The sequence below is a fragment of the Actinoplanes sp. NPDC000266 genome, assembly GCF_042899005.1.
GTDB lineage: Bacteria > Actinomycetota > Actinomycetes > Mycobacteriales > Micromonosporaceae > Actinoplanes.
Map to the genome: position 1 here is coordinate 1 of NZ_JBIAZI010000014.1, position 16,353 is coordinate 16,353.

14 protein-coding genes are annotated in these 16,353 nt (G+C 71.1%); 5 read left to right on the forward strand and 9 right to left on the reverse strand.

Annotation, left to right across the window (positions count from 1 at the left end; genetic code table 11):
- The 5 genes from ACFY36_RS42580 to ACFY36_RS42600 all read right to left on the reverse strand — a co-directional run.
- Window positions 1-245: energy-coupling factor ABC transporter permease (locus ACFY36_RS42580; RefSeq protein WP_499751623.1), on the reverse strand; the 245-nt coding region annotated here is incomplete at its 3' end.
- A gap of 122 nt (window positions 246-367) precedes the next feature.
- Entirely contained in the window at window positions 368-1,372 is a 1,005-nt protein-coding gene (locus ACFY36_RS42585) for a 5'-3' exonuclease (RefSeq protein WP_499751624.1), read from the reverse strand.
- 68 nt (window positions 1,373-1,440) lie between these two features.
- Window positions 1,441-2,430, reverse strand: a complete 990-nt coding sequence (locus tag ACFY36_RS42590) for a LacI family DNA-binding transcriptional regulator (RefSeq protein ID WP_498661763.1) — start codon at window positions 2,428-2,430, stop codon at window positions 1,441-1,443.
- 51 nt (window positions 2,431-2,481) lie between these two features.
- Window positions 2,482-2,928 (reverse strand): hypothetical protein, encoded by a 447-nt coding sequence (locus ACFY36_RS42595; RefSeq protein WP_499751625.1) that lies wholly within the window; start codon window positions 2,926-2,928, stop codon window positions 2,482-2,484.
- Complete coding sequence (locus ACFY36_RS42600; RefSeq protein WP_499751856.1) at window positions 2,925-3,926, reverse strand: LacI family DNA-binding transcriptional regulator; 1,002 nt, start codon at window positions 3,924-3,926, stop codon at window positions 2,925-2,927. Before ACFY36_RS42600 ends, ACFY36_RS42595 begins: the two co-directional genes overlap by 4 nt.
- A gap of 330 nt (window positions 3,927-4,256) precedes the next feature.
- On the opposite strand from ACFY36_RS42600, the gene ACFY36_RS42605 reads away from it, so the two are divergent.
- Window positions 4,257-4,691 carry a hypothetical protein gene (locus ACFY36_RS42605; protein WP_499751626.1) on the forward strand — a complete coding sequence of 145 codons (435 nt, stop codon included), beginning with the start codon at window positions 4,257-4,259 and terminating at the stop codon, window positions 4,689-4,691.
- On the opposite strand, the gene ACFY36_RS42610 is transcribed toward ACFY36_RS42605, so the two are convergent.
- The gene (locus tag ACFY36_RS42610) at window positions 4,625-5,197 is read right to left on the reverse strand and encodes a hypothetical protein (RefSeq protein WP_499751627.1); all 573 of its coding nucleotides are present in this window, start codon (window positions 5,195-5,197) and stop codon (window positions 4,625-4,627) included. The genes ACFY36_RS42605 and ACFY36_RS42610 overlap by 67 nt on opposite strands.
- Before the next feature lie 104 nt (window positions 5,198-5,301).
- A complete protein-coding gene (locus ACFY36_RS42615) occupies window positions 5,302-6,165 on the reverse strand; it encodes an alpha/beta hydrolase family protein (RefSeq protein WP_499751628.1) in 864 nt (287 codons plus the stop codon).
- Window positions 6,166-6,352: 187 nt separating this feature from the next.
- On the opposite strand from ACFY36_RS42615, the gene ACFY36_RS42620 reads away from it, so the two are divergent.
- Window positions 6,353-9,214, forward strand: a complete 2,862-nt coding sequence (locus tag ACFY36_RS42620) for a helix-turn-helix transcriptional regulator (RefSeq protein ID WP_499751629.1) — start codon at window positions 6,353-6,355, stop codon at window positions 9,212-9,214.
- Between the two features lie 236 nt (window positions 9,215-9,450).
- Here the strand turns inward: ACFY36_RS42620 and ACFY36_RS42625 are convergent, their stop codons facing one another.
- Window positions 9,451-11,781 carry a glycoside hydrolase family 3 N-terminal domain-containing protein gene (locus tag ACFY36_RS42625; protein ID WP_499751630.1) on the reverse strand — a complete coding sequence of 777 codons (2,331 nt, stop codon included), beginning with the start codon at window positions 11,779-11,781 and terminating at the stop codon, window positions 9,451-9,453.
- Window positions 11,782-12,056: 275 nt separating this feature from the next.
- Here ACFY36_RS42625 and ACFY36_RS42630 point away from each other — a divergent pair, with 275 nt between their 5' ends.
- From ACFY36_RS42630 to ACFY36_RS42640, 3 genes are read left to right on the forward strand one after another with little or no spacing between them, the layout of a single operon-like run.
- Entirely contained in the window at window positions 12,057-13,385 is a 1,329-nt protein-coding gene (locus ACFY36_RS42630) for an extracellular solute-binding protein (RefSeq protein WP_499751631.1), read from the forward strand.
- Complete coding sequence (locus ACFY36_RS42635; protein ID WP_499751632.1) at window positions 13,382-14,311, forward strand: carbohydrate ABC transporter permease; 930 nt, start codon at window positions 13,382-13,384, stop codon at window positions 14,309-14,311. Before ACFY36_RS42630 ends, ACFY36_RS42635 begins: the two co-directional genes overlap by 4 nt.
- Window positions 14,312-14,313: 2 nt before the next feature.
- On the forward strand, window positions 14,314-15,207 hold the full coding sequence (locus ACFY36_RS42640) for a carbohydrate ABC transporter permease (protein ID WP_499751633.1): 894 nt from the start codon (window positions 14,314-14,316) through the stop codon (window positions 15,205-15,207).
- On the opposite strand, the gene ACFY36_RS42645 is transcribed toward ACFY36_RS42640, so the two are convergent.
- Window positions 15,208-16,221 (reverse strand): LacI family DNA-binding transcriptional regulator, encoded by a 1,014-nt coding sequence (locus tag ACFY36_RS42645; protein ID WP_499751634.1) that lies wholly within the window; start codon window positions 16,219-16,221, stop codon window positions 15,208-15,210.
- Between the last annotated feature and the right edge of the window lie 132 nt (window positions 16,222-16,353).

Sequence of the window (16,353 nt, forward strand, 5' to 3'; positions counted from 1 at the left end):
AGGATGACGGCGAGGGTGCCGCCGAGCAGGTGGCCGGAGACGCCGGGCAGGACCTGGAAGTTCAGCATCTGCACCGCGAAGATGAACGCCGCGACCAGGCCGGCCATGGGGGCCAGGCGGTCGTCGAGATCGGCGCGGGCTTTACGGACACAGAAGGCCAGCGCCACGACCGCGAAGACGGCGAAGATCGCTGACACCGGACCGTTCACGATGCCGTTGGCTATGTGCATCGCCGTCGTCTCCATGACGGGCCTCCTCTCAGAATGTTTGTAGGGATTCGCAGCATATTGGCGTGCGGATGCTGTTGCAAAGAGTTGGCAACTAGACAGAAGGCTGAAGATCAAGTGAAGGGGAGGGTGCGGCGACGCTAGAAGAGGGAGAGCTGGCCCGGCGTCGGATCGCGGCGGGCGGTCAGGCCGCCGCGGAACACCCAGGGCCTGACCTCGGGAATCGGGTCGGCGCCGTCCTCCACGACCGGGGGCGAGCCGCCGGTCAGGGCCCACAGCGAGGGGCCGAGATTGATGCCGCGCGTCCGCAATGCCTTTCTCATCACAGTCATGCTCAGGGGCAGGCGGGCCGAGGCGAGCGGGGGGATCGGCAGGTCGAGGCGCATCCTCATCAGCTCGCGGTTGCGGTCGACGATCTCGCGGGCGGACGGGTCGGTGAAGTGCTTGGCGGCGTGATCGCCCACGGCGTCGCGGACGAGCGCGGCGCCGGCCTCCCAGGCGGCCTCGACGCTGCCGAACGCGGCCAGCAACTTCGCCGCGGTGGCCGCGCCGAACCGGCGTACACCATGAAGGTTGTCGGACGGGTCGCCGCGAAGCGCGGCGAAGTCACGGTATTGCCAGGGGTGCACGCCGTAGAGCTCGGGCAGGCCCGCCGCCTCGACGAGAACGGCCTCGTCGAAGCCGCCGTTGCGCACGCGCAGGACCGACGTGTGCTCGTCGAGCAGGGCGAACGCGTCGCGGTCGCTGGTCATCAGCACCGAGCGCCACCCGTCGCGGCGGGCCGAGGCGGCGGCGCTGGCCAGCACGTCGTCGGCCTCCCACGACTCGTGGACCACCGTGCAGACCCCGGCGTCGCGCAGCAGCGACGGCGCCTCGAGCAGCTGGGCCGTCAGGTCGGGCGCCTTGTCGGGGCGGTGTGCCTTGTACGCGGGGTAGGTGAGGCGCCGCGCCGACGAGGAAGGGCAGTCGAAGCCGACGATCAGGGCGTCGGGGCGCAGGTGGGCGGTGGCCCGGGCGAGATAGCCGAAAAGCCCGCGCAAGGCCCAGATCGGCCGGCCGTCAGCGTCGACCCAGCCGTCACCGGCGCCGGCGTGGTAGGCCCGGTGCAGGAGACTGTTCCCGTCGAGGACCAATAGCAGCGGCACCTCAAAGAGGGTACGCGGGCCCGCCGGAACCATCACTCCCCTGATGGTCCCGGCGGGGGAACTGGGCGTCAGGCCGGCGGGGGAGCCACGCTCTCCCGGGCGACCAGGGACGGCGCGATGGTGCGCCGGGCGGCGTCGGCGGTGGTCTCCTCCTCGATCTGGGCGAGCAGGAGTTCCAGGGTCGCGGTCGCGGCGGCGTCGAAGTCGGGGCGGACGGTGGTCAGCGGCGGGGTGAAGTATTCGGCCTCGGGCACGTCGTCGAAGCCGACGATGCTCACGTCCTCGGGGACGCGCCGCCCGTGCTCGTTGAGCGCGCGCAACAGGCCGAGCGCGATGTGGTCGTTGGCGGTGAAGATGGCGGTCGCCTCGGGCAGGCGGGCCAGCAGCTGGCCGTTGCGATATCCGGAGGCCGCGCCCCAGTCGCCGGTGAGCAGCGGCGGGATCTCGCGGCCGGCGTCGCGCAGCGCCGACTCCCAGCCGCGCACCCGGCCGGCGGCGTCGAACCAGTCGGACGGGCCGGAGATGTGCCAGACCGTCTCGTGGCCGGCCGCCAGCAGGTGCTCGGTGGCGGCCCGTGCGCCGGCCACCTGGTCGACCGTGACCAGCGTGCTGGTGCGCTCCGGGTCGCCGTCGATGGTCACCAGCGGCACGTCCTCGGGGAGCTGGGCCAGGGCTGGGCCGGCGCTCGCCACGGGGGCGATCACCACGAGCCCGGCGACCCGCTGGTCGAGGTGGCGCTCGACGGCGTCGGCGATGGAGCGTTCGTCGAGGTTGCGGACGCTACCCACGTTCACCGCGAATCCGGTCGCCAGGGCGGCCTCCTCGAACGCGGTCAGCATCATTGCCGGTCCGTACAGCGCCGTGTTCTGGGTGACGACGCCGATCACCTTGGAGGTGCCGGTGACCAGGGCGCGTGCCGCCCGGTCGGGCCGATAGCCGAGTTCGGCGATCGCGGCCTGCACCTTGAGACGGGTCTGCTCGCTCACGTTCCGGTGCTCGTTGAGCACCCGTGAGACTGTCTGATGGGAGACCCCCGCCAGCCGGGCCACGTCCATCATGCCCGGCGGTCGTCCGCGCTTCACGCTCACCCGGGGCAGGATATCGCCTCATCACAGCCCTCCCGCGAGCAGCTGATACGCCGTCGCCCGTTCATCGACCACCGGCGATCTAGTTGATCGTTTCCGGTGGGTCGGCAACGCGGTCGCGGTGGTCCACGGCCGGGGCAGGCCGGCCGGCGCGCGCAGGCGCAGCAGAGGTTTGCGCAGCGTCTCGAGCCCGGCCGCCCACATCTTGGCGGGGGAGAAGTCGTGCATCCACGCGATCACGCCGGCGCAGCGGTCGTCGGTGTTCGCGGCGACCATCGTGGCCGTGATCGCGGCGGCGTCGGTCAGCACCGGGCGCCACACGATCGGCAGCGGCACGTCGCCCGAGCCGTCGAGCTCGGCCACCACCTGCTGCGACTGCGCGGCCACCCGGGCCAGGGTGTCCTCGCCGTGCCGGTCCTGGCTGCCGGTGAGGAACCAGATCTCGCGCGCGTCGCCGGGTTCGACCGTCATGACCCGCTCCGGTCCGGCGGGCGGGCCACCGTGTCGCGGTCGACCAGGGCCGGCTCGACCAGTGCCGAGGCCTCCGTCCGGGAACCGGCGACGAGCTGGTCGAGCAGCAGCCGCAGGGCCTGGCGGCCGACGTCGGCGAACTCCTGCCGGACCGTGGTCAGGGCCGGGTGGAAATACGCGGCCTCGGGCACGTCGTCGAAGCCGATCAGGCTGACGTCCTCGGGGACGCGGCGGCCCTGATCGGCCAGCGCCCGCATCACGCCCAGCGCCACGTGGTCGTTGGCCGCGAAGACGGCGGTGCAGTCGGGGATGCGGGCCAGCATGCGGCCGCACTGGTAGCCCGACGCGGCCGACCAGCCGGCGCGCAGCATCGGCGGGGCCTGGGCGCCGGCCTCGGCCAGCGCGGCCCGCCAGCCGGCCTCGCGGGCCCGGCTGCCGTGCCACTGCTCGGGGCCGGCGACGTGCCAGACCGTACGGTGGCCGTGCTCCAGCAGGTGCCGGGTGGCGAGCCGGCCGCCCGCGTACTGGTCGACCGAGACGTTGGTGACGTTCCACTCGGGCAGGCCGTCGACGGTCACGATCGGGATGCCGGGCGGTACGAGGCGCATCGCCTCGGCGGCGGCGTCGACCGGTGCGATGAAGACCAGGCCGGCCGCGCCCTGCTGGACGAGCCGCTCCACGATCCGCCGGGACGCCGCGGTGGCGTCGTATCCGGCGACGTGGCCGACGGTCAGGGACAGGTCGGCGCCCAGCGCGGCTTCGCCTATCGCCTGCACCATGCTCGACGGGCCGTAGAGGGTCGTGTTCTGAGCGACCACGCCGACCACGTTGGAGCGCCCGGTGGCCAGCACCCGGGCTGACAGGTTCCGGCGGTAGCCGAGCTCGGCGATGGCGGCGAGCACCCGGGTGCGGGTCGTGGGTGAGACGTGCGGGTGGCCGTTCAGCACACGCGAGACCGTCTGATGGGACACGCCCGCCCGGGCGGCCACATCGGACATCACGGGGCGGCGGCTCATGCGCCGATCGTCCCGGCGTCCGGCTGTGCCTTCATCAGAGGTCGTCCTTTACCGGCGGGCTGGGCAAATGTGAACGCAAACATGCTGGGTGGGTGTACGCGCTGTCAAGGGTCCATTACACCCCCGTTACCTGTTCGTGACATTGGCGGGCATGCGCGGTGACAGGGCCAAACGGGGACCTTGACAGCGATCATGGCGGTGCCGGATCGTGTCCTTCGTGTATCGACGATGTTTCACCCGCCTCGTTGTCACCGCTGGGCGGTGTCACGTGGGTAGCCCGGACGTGTGAACGCTCTCAGCGATGATGGCGCGGTGAGCGACGAGCTGGTGGGACTCTGGGACAGCGCGCCCTACGAGTACGGGTCCATGGAGGCCAGCTGCGTCGCCTTCCACGCGGACGGCTCGGGCTGGTCGGTCTGGGAGAACGCCGGCGGTGCCGCGCTGACGACGATCCGCTGGACCCGCCTCGGCCCGGCGGCCGTCGAGGTGGTCGAAGTGGAGACCTTCTTCGGCAGGTGGGAGTCCCCGGATCCCGGCGTCCGCCGGTTGGTCCTCGAGGACGCGGCTCCCGGTGGTGATGTCCACGAGTTGCGGTACGAGGTCATTGAGGACGTCCCGCCTCTGGCCGAGGGGCCGATGGTGGCGCTGAAGCTGGCCGAGGCGTACGAGGGAAGCTCGGCCTATGCCCTCTCGCGGCGTGACGTCGGGCCGGACGACGTTCCCACGGTGGTCGCCGAAGAGGTCTGAGCGGACGCGAGCGGGGCGAACGCGATCAGGATCGCGGTGGCGGCGAACGGCAGCAGGTCCAGGTCGACGGGGATCGCCAGGAAGCCGGCCAGGAACAGCACAGGGCTCCACCAGGGAAGACGGCGCGCGGCGGCCAGCAAGCCCATCAGGACGACGATGCCGAGGCCGAACAGGGCCGGGCCGGTCGTCTCCAGGACGTCCGGCAGCGGGGCGCGCTCGCGGAAGCCGTCGAACAGGTCGCCGGTGATCACCCACAGGAAGCAGCCCACGCCGAAGACCGCCGCCGCGGCGGCGAGCGACGCGGCCACCGTCACGGCCCGGCGCCCGGTGATGAGCCCGCGCATCCGGACGGCCAGGACGGCGAACAGGACCATCGCGGCGAAGAAGGCGACGTGGCCGACATCCCAGGCCGGGCCGTTGCCGCGGTCGCCGTCCCAGCCGTCCACCCACCGCAAAAGGCCGTAACAGAGCATCAGCAGGGGCGCGACGACCGCCATCAATCTCATGAACGGAGCGTAGGAACGGGGCGGCCCATCAGGAATCGGTGGGACCCCTTAAGGGAGTACGCCGGCGGGATTGCCGCCGGCGTACTCCCCTCGTGGGAGTGAGGTCAGACGAGCGGGCAGGTGCTGCGGTACTCCTGGATGGCCAGGCCGGTCGGGCCGGGGCAGATGAACTGGTCGTAGCGGGTGTCGTTGTCGACGAAGCGCTTCAGCCAGGAGACCGCGAGGCGGGCGGTCGGCGTGTTCACCGACTGCGGGAAGAAGTGGCTGGCGTTGTTGAGTTCCAGGTACGCCTTCTCGGAGCCGGAGTTGAGGCTGTTGTAGAACGGCTCCGAGTGGGTGCCGACCGGGGCGATCGTGTCGGACTCGCCGCCGACGATCAGGGTCGGTACGCGGTTGCTCGACCACGACTTCGTGAGGTTCCACGGTGCGAGCGGGATGGCGGCCTGCAGCGACGGCCGGTCGCGGGCCGCCTCGAGGGTTCCGCCGCCACCCATGGAGTGGCCGGCGACGGCGAGCCGGGACGAGTCGACGCGGGTGCGCACCGAGCTCGACCGGGTCAGGTAGTCCAAGGCGGCCAGCAGCTGGTCGCCGCGCTGGGCGGGCTGGTCGAGCAGGGTGTTGGTCTCGATGCCGATCACCACGAAGCCGTGCGACGCGATGCGCGGGCCGAGCCACGACAGGCTGGACCAGGTGGCGGTGAAGCCGGGCGAGATCGCGACGGCGCCGAAGGTGCCGTCGCTGGTGGTGGTCGGATAGTAGATGACGCCGCCGCCGAAGCCGGTGACGAGCGACGAGACGTTCTCCGTGGCGACCGAGTACGGGCCGCGGCTGGCGTCGAGCGCCGCGAGCGTCGGGTTCGGGCCGCGCTCGTACGGGTTGTCGGCCGCCTGGGCCGGCGCCACGCCGACCGTGACGGAGAGGGCCACGGCGGCGACCGCGGCGGCGAAGACCTTACGAAGGTGGTGCACCGGACACGCTCCTCGGGGGTAGGAGATTGATGGCGGTCAGTTTTTGCCGCTCAGGGCATGTCGCGCATCGGCGAAACCACCGGTGTTCGCAACCGCCCGTTAACGAGCGCGAAATTTCATCAACCGAAAAGGCCTTCCCCGACGCCGCCCGGATGGACAGACTCGCCGCATGCTTAATGCACCGGCAGTGCATGAAGTTGCCCCGCTCGGGCGCGACGCCGACCTGGCGGCGATCGCCGGCCTGATCGAAGAGGCGGCTGAGGGGCGAGGTGGCGCGCTGGTGCTCGCCGCGGGGCCGGGCGAGGGCCGGACGACCATGCTGCGCGCCGCCGCCGGCGCGGTCGCGAACGGGCTGGTGGTCCCGGTGCCGGGGCACGCGGACGAGGCGGAGGTCGCCTACGGCGGGCTCGAGCGGCTGATCGAGCTTCTGATCGAGTCGCCGGCCGGCTCGGTGCGGGATCTGCCGGCGGAGTGGCGGGAGCCGCTGCTCGCGGTGGCGGCCGGGCGCGATCCGGGCACGGGGCCGCTGCCCCTGTGCCTGGCGGTGGTGGCGCTCTTGCGCCGGGCGGCGCGGGAGCGGGCCGTACTCTGCCTGTTCGACGACGCGGATCTGCTGGACGGGCCGACCTGGCAGGTGATCCGGCTGGTCGCCCGCCGCGTCGCCGGGGTGTCCGTCGCGTTGCTGGCCACGGTCACCGCGAGCGCGGCCGGGCACGCGGCCGCGGCCGGCCTGCCGATGCGGCAATTACGGTCCCTGAGCGAGGAATCGTGCCGTGAACTGCTTCGGCGACGGGCGCCCGGCATCACCGACGACGTCGCCGCCGGGCTTCTCGACATCGCTCACGCGAACCCGGCCGCCCTCGTGGACCTCGCCACCGCGCTGACGCCGGAGCAGCGTCGCGGCTATGCCGCCCTTCCCGCCACGCTGCCGCCGGACAGCGGCCTCCGCCGGCGGCTCCGGGACGAGCTGGCGTCGTTGCCGCTGCGCACCCGCACGCTCCTTCTGCTGGCCGCGACCGAGCCGGGCGCCCGCCCGGCCGAACTGCTCGCGGCCGCGGAGCGGATGGCCGGCGAGGCGCAGGGAGTCCGCTTGTCCGATTTGGATCTGGCGGATCGGGCCGGGCTGGTGACCGTGGGCGAGGACGGGGTCCGGTTCACGCCGGCGGTGGCGCGGTCGGTGGTCTTCGAGGAGGAGCCGCTGGGGCGGCGGCACGCGGCGCATCTGGCGCTGGCCGGTGTGTTCGGCGGGGGCGGGCGGCGGCTGCCGGCGCTGGTGCACCTGGCCGCGGTGGAGGTGGGGCCGGACGAGGAACTCGCGCGGGAGCTGCTGGCGGCGGCGGAAGGGGCGCCGCCGATCGCGGCGGCGGTGGCGCAACGCCGGGCCGCCGAGCTCAGCGCCGCGCCCGGTGCGGCGGCGGCCGCCCTGCTCGCGGCGGCGCGGTCGCTGATGGCGGCCGGGCGCACGCACGAGGCCGGGCTGCTGGTGCGGCGGGCCGGGAAGCTGCGGGGGAGCGCGAGCGTACGGGCGCGGGCGCGCGGCGCCCTGGCCGAGATCAACCTGCGGTCGGCTCCGGGCGCGGCCCAGGAAGTGCTGCTCGATGTGGCGGCCGAGTTGCTGCCGGCCGATCCGCGTGGGGCCCTGGACGCGCTTCTCCTGGCGGGGGACGCCTGTAGCCGTACGGGCGAGCCGGGCCGTTACCCCGAGTTGGCGCGGCAGGCGGCGGCCCGGTTCGCCGACGAGCGGTCCAAGGCCGGCCGGGAGCTGGTCACGGCGAGAGCGGCGGCGGACGCGCGGGGGCCGGCGCCGGTCGTACGGGACCTCGACGCGGCGCGGCATCAGCTGACCGCGAAGCATCAGGCCATGACGCTCGATGAGGCGAGAGCCGTCGACCTCGCCATGGCGTTGCATCACGTCGCCGGCGTGGCCGACCTGATGACCGGGGCCGACGAGGCGGCCTTCGGGCACCTGCGGGAGGTGCTGCGGCTGGCCGAGCGGACCGCCGACCCGGCCGGGCTCATCCGGGCCGCCAACACCGGCATCGTGCTCGGGCAGGACAAGCGGGCGGCGCGGCTGGCCGGGCGCGCCGCCGGGCTCGCGCGGGAGTCCGGCGCCCACGCGCTGGTGCCGGCGGCCCTGGAGGTGGCGGCCTTCGCCGATCTGGCCGCCGGGCGGTACGACCACGCCACCGCGTCGGCGCTCGACGGGGCCGCGGTGGCGCGCGGGGCGGGCCGGCCCGACCTCGCCGACACGCATCTGGCGCTGCTCGGGTTGCTGGCCGCGTTCGTCGGGGACCGGGAGTCGGCGGCCGAGCGTCTCGCGGCCACCCGGCACGCCGACGCCGAGGTGCGGGGGCTGGGCGACTGGGCGGAGGCCCTGCTCGACCTGGTGGCCGGGCGGCAGGCGGCGGCCGCGGAACGGCTCGCGGGCGTCTTCGCCGGCGGGTCCCTGATCCTGCGTGTCGCGATCACGCCCCATCTGCTGGAGGCGTCGGCGCATCTCGGCCCGGAGACGACAGCGCCGGAGGGGACCTCCGTCTTCGATCAGTGGGCGGGGCGGACCCGGCAGAGCGGCTGGCTCGCCCTGCGGTCGCGGTGCCGGGCGCTGACGGCGGCGGACCACGACGCGGCCGAGGACCACTTCCGGGAGGCGCTGGGGTGGCATGGGCGCGACGACGATCCGGGGTTCGCTCGGGCGCACACCGAGTTGCTCTACGGCCGTCACCTGCGCCGGCGGCGGCGGCCGGCCGAGGCGCGCGACCATCTGCGCCGGGCCGTCGACACCTTCCACCGGCTCGACGCGGGGCCGTGGGCCGAGCAGGCGATGCGGGAGCTGCGGGCGGCCGGGGCCAAGGTCGACCCCGTCGGCCGTACGCCCTTGACGGCCCAGCAGGAGCGGATCGCCGGCCTGGTCGCCGAGGGGGCGACCAACCGTGAAGTGGCCCGGCAACTGCATCTGAGCCCGCGGACCATCGACCATCACCTGCGCAACGTGTTCGCCCGCCTCGGCGTGCGATCCCGAACCGAGCTCGCCCGCCTCCTCGCCGGATGACACGCCCGGATGACACGCCCGGATGAGACGGCCGGATGAGACGGCCGGATGGCACGCCCGGATGAGACGGCCAGGTGGGAAGCGGCGGTGGGTCAAACGGGAAGATCGGGCTGTGGGTGAAGGGGCAGACCTTTGCGGCGCGCCCGGCCGGAAGGTCTCGGGAAAGCGGCGATAAGTTTCGACGCCGATCCGCCCGAATTATCGGAACGGGCGGATCGACGTCTCTCTAATCAGGGTCAGGCCTTGCGTACCTCGACCGGGGTCACGAGGCGGCGGTCGCGGCCCACCTCGCGCACCGGGCCGGTCAGGGTCACCCGGCCGCGGCAGGGCAGGTTCGCGGCCGAGGTGCCGACCATGATCTCGATGTCGCCCGGCTCGACGATCGTCGTGAGGTCGCGGCCCGTGTACGCCGTCCGGTCGGTGTGCACCGTGAACTCGACGTCCTTGGCCTCGCCCGGCTCCAGCGGCACCCGGGCGAAGCCGGTCAGCTGCTTCACCGGGCGCGTGACCTGCCCGATCGGGTCGTGCAGGTAGAGCTGGACGACCTCGTCGCCCTGCCTTTCGCCGGTGTTGCGCACCCGCGCGGTCACCGTGAACTCGCCGTCCGTCGCCACCGAGGCCGCGCTGACGCGCAGGTCGTCGACCTCGAACGTCGTGTACGAGCGGCCGTGGCCGAACGGGAACAGCGGCGTCCCGTCGAGGTTGGTGACCCCGGTGTTCTCCACACCCAGGGCCGGCTGCAGGTACGTTCCGGGCTGCCCGCCCGCGTGGCGGGGGATCTGCACCGGCAGCTTGGCGCCCGGCTGCACCCGGCCCGACAGCACGCCCGCGATCGCCGAAGCGCCCTCCTCGCCCGGCATGAACGCCTGCACCAGGCCGGCCGTGCGGCCGGCGATGCCGCCCAGCGCGTACGGCCGTCCGCTGACCACCACGACCACCACCGGCGTGCCGGTGGCCAGCAGTTCCTCGATCAGGTCGGCCTGCACGCCGGGCAGGCGCAGGTCCTCGGCGTCGCAGCCCTCGCCCGAGGTGCCGTGGCCGAACAGGCCGGCCAGGTCGCCGACCATCGCCACCACCACGTCGGCCGAGCGGGCCGCCGCCACCGCCTCGGCGAAGCCGGAGCGGTCATCGCTGTTGACGTCACAGCCCCGGGCGTACGACACCTCGGAGAACTCGGACCGAAGCGCTTCGACGGCCGTGCGCACCTCGATGCCCAGGCCGATGCCGGGGTAGCGGGGCAGCACGTGGTTGGGGAACGCGTAGCAGCCCATGAACGTGCGGGCGTCGTCCGCCGCCGGGCCCACCACCGCGACCTTGCTCGACGCGGCCAGCGGCAGCGCCGTGCCCGGATCGAGGAGAATGACCGACTTCTCGGCCATCTCGCGGGCGAGCGCGCGGTTGTCAGCAGAGTCCAGCTGGACATTCGATGCATTCGCCACCGAAGACGCGGGCGTCCAGTCCGGATCGAGGAGGCCGAGCGCGATCTTCTGCGTGAGCAGGCGGCGAGCGGCCTGGTCGATCACCGACTCGGGCACCCGGGAGATCAGGTCGGCCGAGAAGCCCAGCGTGTCGGGCAGCTCCACGTCGATGCCGGCGGTCAGGGCCAGCGCCCCGGCCTCGGCCTCGTCGGCCGCGATGTGGTGGGTCGAGGCCAGGAACGGCACAGCCCAGTAGTCCGAGACCACCGTGCCGGTGAAGCCCCACTTCTCCCGCAGCACCGTCGTGAGCAGCCACGGGTCGGCTCCGGCGGGCACGCCGTCGATGTCGGAGTAGCTGTTCATCACCGACCGGGCGCCGCCCTCGCGGATCGCCGTCTCGAAGGTCGGCAGGATGATGTCGAGCAGCTCGCGCCGGCCCATCGACACCGGGCCGTGGTTGCGGGCCCCGCGCGAGGCCGAATAGCCCGCGAAGTGCTTGAGGGTGGCGATCACGCCGGCGCTCTCCAGGCCGCGGACGTAGCCCGCGCCGAGCAGCGCCACCAGGTACGGGTCCTCGCCGATGGTCTCCTCGACCCGGCCCCACCGGTAGTCGCGCACGACGTCGAGCACCGGGGACAGGCCCTGGTGCACACCGAGGGCGGCCATGTCGCGGCCGATCGCGGCCGCCATCCGCTCGACCAGCGACTCGTCGAAGGTAGCGCCCCAGGCGATGGCGGCGGGATAGACCGTTGCGCCGAAGGCGGTGAAGCCGGTCAGGCATTCCTCGTGAACCAGGGCGGGGATGCCCAGACGGGAGTTGGCGAGGACGATCTGCTGTTGACGGACCAGTTCGGCGGCGCCTTCGGCCGGCGTGAGCGGCTTGCTGCCGTACACCCGGGTCAGATGCCCGAGGCCCTGCCGGCTGGCCTCCTCGAGGGAGATGGTGCCCGATGCGGCGAAGACGTCCTGCATGGGAGCGACGTTGAGGGTCTCCTCGGGGTCGGTCTCCTCCTCGTCCTGCATGTCGTTGCCGAGCCAGCGGCTGCCCAGCTGCCCGACCTTCTCCTCGATGGTCATGGCGGCCAGCAGGGCGTCAACGCGGTCAGCGACGGGGAGCGCCGGATCCTGCCATCGATGTTCTACGGTCACGGCGCAACTCCTCAGAGGTTCCGAAACTTTCAGTGTTTTCACAGCGCGAACTTTCGGCGCTGGATGATCTTAGGTTGCCCTTCGGCGACGAGGGAGGACGGCGTCCACTTTTGCCGTGGGAGCGCGACCACGGCAAGACCCTTGACATGATCACCCTGAAACCCTACGTTAACGAAACCTCACGTTAACTTGCGGTCGTTGTACGAAAGTTGCAGGCTCTGTGACGCGGACGACCACCCAATCCGAGCGGCAAAAAAACTAATACGGAGATCAGCGTGATCAATAGGCGTAACTTCCTCGGCCTGGCCGCGGGTACAGCTGGTGCCGCCGCTCTGGCGGCTTGCGGCAGCTCCGGCCCGGAGGACAAGAGCGGTGGCTCCAGCGGCGGTGGCGGCGGCGCGGCGAGCTACTGGTCGCTGAGTGGCGAGCCCGGTGAGCCGATCCGCACGGCGGCGATCGACCGGTTCAACAAGGCCAACCCGGACACCAAGATCACCCCGACGTTCTTCCAGAACGACGCCTACAAGCAGAAGATCAAGACGGCGCTCGGCGCCGACCAGGGCCCGACGATGATCTGGGGCTGGGGCGGTGGCGGCCTCAAGGAGTACGTCACCTCGAACCAGGTCGAGGACCTGACCGACTGGCTCGGCCAGAACGCCGCCGTCAAGGACAAGATCCTCCCGTCCTCGTTCGGCGCGGCCACGGTGAACGGCAAGATCTACGCCCTGCCGATCGAGACCGTGCAGCCGATCGTCCTGTTCTACAACAAGAAGGTCTTCGAGAAGGTCGGCGTCGAGCCCCCGAAGTCGTGGGGCGAGATCATGGCGCTGGTCCCGAAGTTCAACGAGAAGAAGATCGCCCCGTTCTCGCTCGGCGGCCAGTCGCGCTGGACGAACATGATGTGGCTCGAGTTCCTGCTCGACCGCACGGCCGGCTCCGAGGTCTTCGACCGGGTCTTCGCCGGCGAGAAGGACGCCTGGTCCGACCCGGCCGTCCTGGACATGCTGACCAAGATCCAGGACCTGGTGAAGGCCAACGGCTTCCAGAAGGGCTTCTCGTCGACCACGGCCGACTCGAACGCCGACCAGGCCCTGCTCTACACCGGCAAGGCCGCCATGATGGTGCACGGCTCCTGGTCGTACGGCATCCAGAAGGCCGACGGTGGCAACTTCGTCAAGGACGGCGGCCTGGGCTGGATGAACTTCCCGCCGGTCGAGGGCGGCAAGGGCGACCCGAGCAACACGGTCGGCAACCCGGGCCAGTACCTCTCGATCTCCTCGAAGGCCTCGACCGAGGCGAAGGACATCGCGAAGAAGTTCTTCTCCACCACGCTGGTCGACGACGAGGAGAAGGCCGGCTGGGTCAAGTCCGGCGGCGTGCCGGTCCTGAAGAACAGCGATAGCCTGTTCACGGGCGACGACGCGCAGTTCCTCAAGGACATGTCCGCGATCGCGGGGGGTGCGAAGGTCTTCGCCCAGTCCTGGGACCAGGCCCTGAGCCCGACCGCTGCCGAGACCCTGCTGGACAACATCGCGAAGCTGTTCCAGCTGCAGGTCAGCCCGCAGCAGTGGGTCGACGCCATGAACGGAGTCATCGGCAAGTGACCACCATCGCTCCGCCCGTCGTACGGACGAAAGGCAGTTCCTCCTCCAGCGGCGGGCGGAGCGGCTCCGGCTCCGTCACCTGGATGGCGCTGCCGGCGTTCGTCTGGTTTGTACTTTTCGGCATCATCCCGTTGTTCGGCGTGCTGTTCCTGAGCTTCACCACCTGGAACGGCATCGGCGACATCGAGGTCACCGGCCTGACCAGCTGGAAAGCCACGCTGCAGGACCCGGGCCTGCCGCACGCCCTCTGGGTCACCTTCGTGATCATGGCCCTGTCCTGGCTCGTGCAGACGCCGATGTCCATTCTGCTCGGCACGTTCCTGGCCACCAGCAAGCGTTACCGCGAGCTGCTCGCGGTGCTGTTCTTCATCCCGCTGCTGCTGAGCTCGGCCGCCATCGCCATCACCTTCAAGGCGCTGCTCGACCCGAACTTCGGTCTGGGCTCCGGCCTGGGCATCGACGCGCTCAACAAGGACTGGCTGGGCAACTCGACGCTCGCCATGGCCACCCTGATCTTCATCGTGTCCTGGCAGTTCATCCCGTTCCACACGCTGATCTACCAAGGCGCGGTCCGGCAGATCCCCACGAGCATGTACGAGGCGTCGCAGATCGACGGCGCCGGCCGGGTGCGGCAGTTCTTCTCCATCACGCTGCCCCAGCTCAAGTACACGATCATCACGTCGTCGACGCTGATGGTGGTCGGCTCGCTGACGTTCTTCGACCTGATCTACGTACTGACCGGCGGCGGCCCCGGCGACTCGACCCGGGCCCTCGCGCTGGAGATGTACCAGAAGGGCTTCCAGGCCAACCTGATGGGCCCGGCCAGCGCCATCGCCGTCATCCTGGTCCTCGTCGGACTGGGCCTGTCGCTGCTGTTCCGGCGGCTCGGCGGCCGCGCCGACGAGAGCCAGATGGAAGGAGTCTGAAGATGTCGACCCTCACCGAGCGGACTCCCTCGACGACCGTCACCGGCACCCCGGGCCGCCCCAGCAAGAAGCGCCGCACCAAGGGCTACAACTGGGCCGGCGGTTCCCTGAGCTGGCTCTGGCTGTTCGTGGTGATGCTGCCGATCTACTGGATCGTCATCACCAGCTTCAAGACCCAGGACACGTACTTCATCACCAACCCCCTGGCCCCGCCGACCGACCTGACGTTCGAGAACTACAAGTCGGTCATCGAGGCGGACTTCGTCCGCTACTTCTTCAACAGCGTGGTCGTCACCATCGGCGCCGTCGTCCCGGCCGTCGTGATCAGCTTCATGGCGGGTTACGCGATCGTCCGCGGCGCCGGCAACCGGACGCTCAAGGCCATGAACTGGGTCTTCCTGACCGGTCTGGCCATCCCGCTGCAGGCGGTGATCATCCCGGTCTACCTGATCATCATCAAGCTCAAGATGTACGACACCCTGGCCGCGATCATCCTGCCGTCGATCGCGTTCGCCATCCCGCTGTCCGTGCTCGTGCTGTCGAACTTCATCCGTGACGTCCCGAAGGAGCTCTTCGAGTCGATGCGCATGGACGGTGCCAGCGAGTGGGGCACCATGTGGCGCCTCGCGTTCCCGCTGACCCGGCCCGCCCTGGTCACCGTGACGATCTACAGCGCGCTCAACGTCTGGAACGGATTCCTGCTGCCCCTGGTGCTCACCCAGAGCCCCGACCAGCGCACGATCCCGCTCGCGCTGGCCAACTTCCAGGGCCAGTTCGGCATCAACGTGCCCGCCATCGCCGCCTCGGTCACGCTGACCACGGTCCCGATCGTGATCCTCTACGCGATCGGCCGGCGCCAGCTGCTCAGCGGTCTGACGGCCGGCTTCGGCAAGTAACTAAGCAAGCAGGGCGGTACTTTCCCGGACCACCAGCTCGGTGGCCAGCTCCACCCGGGGAGTCTCGATGGGCTCGCCGCGCGACAACCGCAGAACGGTACGCGCGGCGAGCCCACCCATATCCGCCAAAGGCTGGCGCACCGTCGTCAGCGGCGGCGACGACCAGCGCGCCTCGGGCAGGTCGTCGAAGCCGACGATGCTCAGATCGTCCGGCACCCGCAGCCCGCGCAGCCGCGCCGCCTCGTAGACGCCCAGCGCCATCTGGTCGCTCGACGCGAAGATCGCGGTAGGACGGTCGTCGCGGCCCAGCAGCCGCTCGGCCGCCGCGAAACCCGACTCGTGGTTGAAGTCGCCGGGCTCGATGAGCCTGCGGTCGACCCGCATGCCGGCCGACTCCAGCGCGGCCCGATAGCCGTCGAGCCGGGCCCGGCTGCACAGCAGCGTGCGCGGCCCCTCGACCAGAGCGATCCGCTTGTGGCCCAACGAGATCAGATGTTCGGTGGCGCTGCGCCCGCCCGACCAGTTCGTGGCCCCGATCGTCGGTACGTCGGCGGCCGCGCCGCCCGCCGGATCGATTATCACCATCGGCACGTTCAGCCGGTGCAGCTCCGTGCTGACCGGGCCGGCCCCGTCGGAGATCACCAGGATCACGCCGTCGGACTGCCGCGACCGCAGGTTCTGCAGCCACTGCCGGGTCGACGCGGTCCGCCGGTGCACGGCCGACACCACCGTGCCGACGCCGGCCGCGTGCGTGACCTCCTCGACGCCCCGGATCAGCTCGACCGCCCATGGGCTGTCCAGATCGTGGAACACCAGGTCGATCAGCCCGGCCCGCAGCGGCTGCCGAGAGTTACGAGGGCGGTAGTCGTGCTCCCGGAGAAGGTGCTCGATCCGGTCGCGGGTCTCCGGCGACACGTCGGTGCGCCCATTGAGCACTCGCGACACCGTAGGAACCGAGACTCCCGCGGCTTCCGCGATGGTCGCGATCGTCACCCGTCGCCCGCCCACGGCCATCCGACTCTCCTTGTTTGCTCGGACCATGCTTCGAAACTTTCGATTCCGAGTGCCGGAAGTATTGCACATTCCGCAGCGGTTGGATGCATCCGCGCAGGTCTGAGTACGCGCACGGCGGGGTATATCGACCCG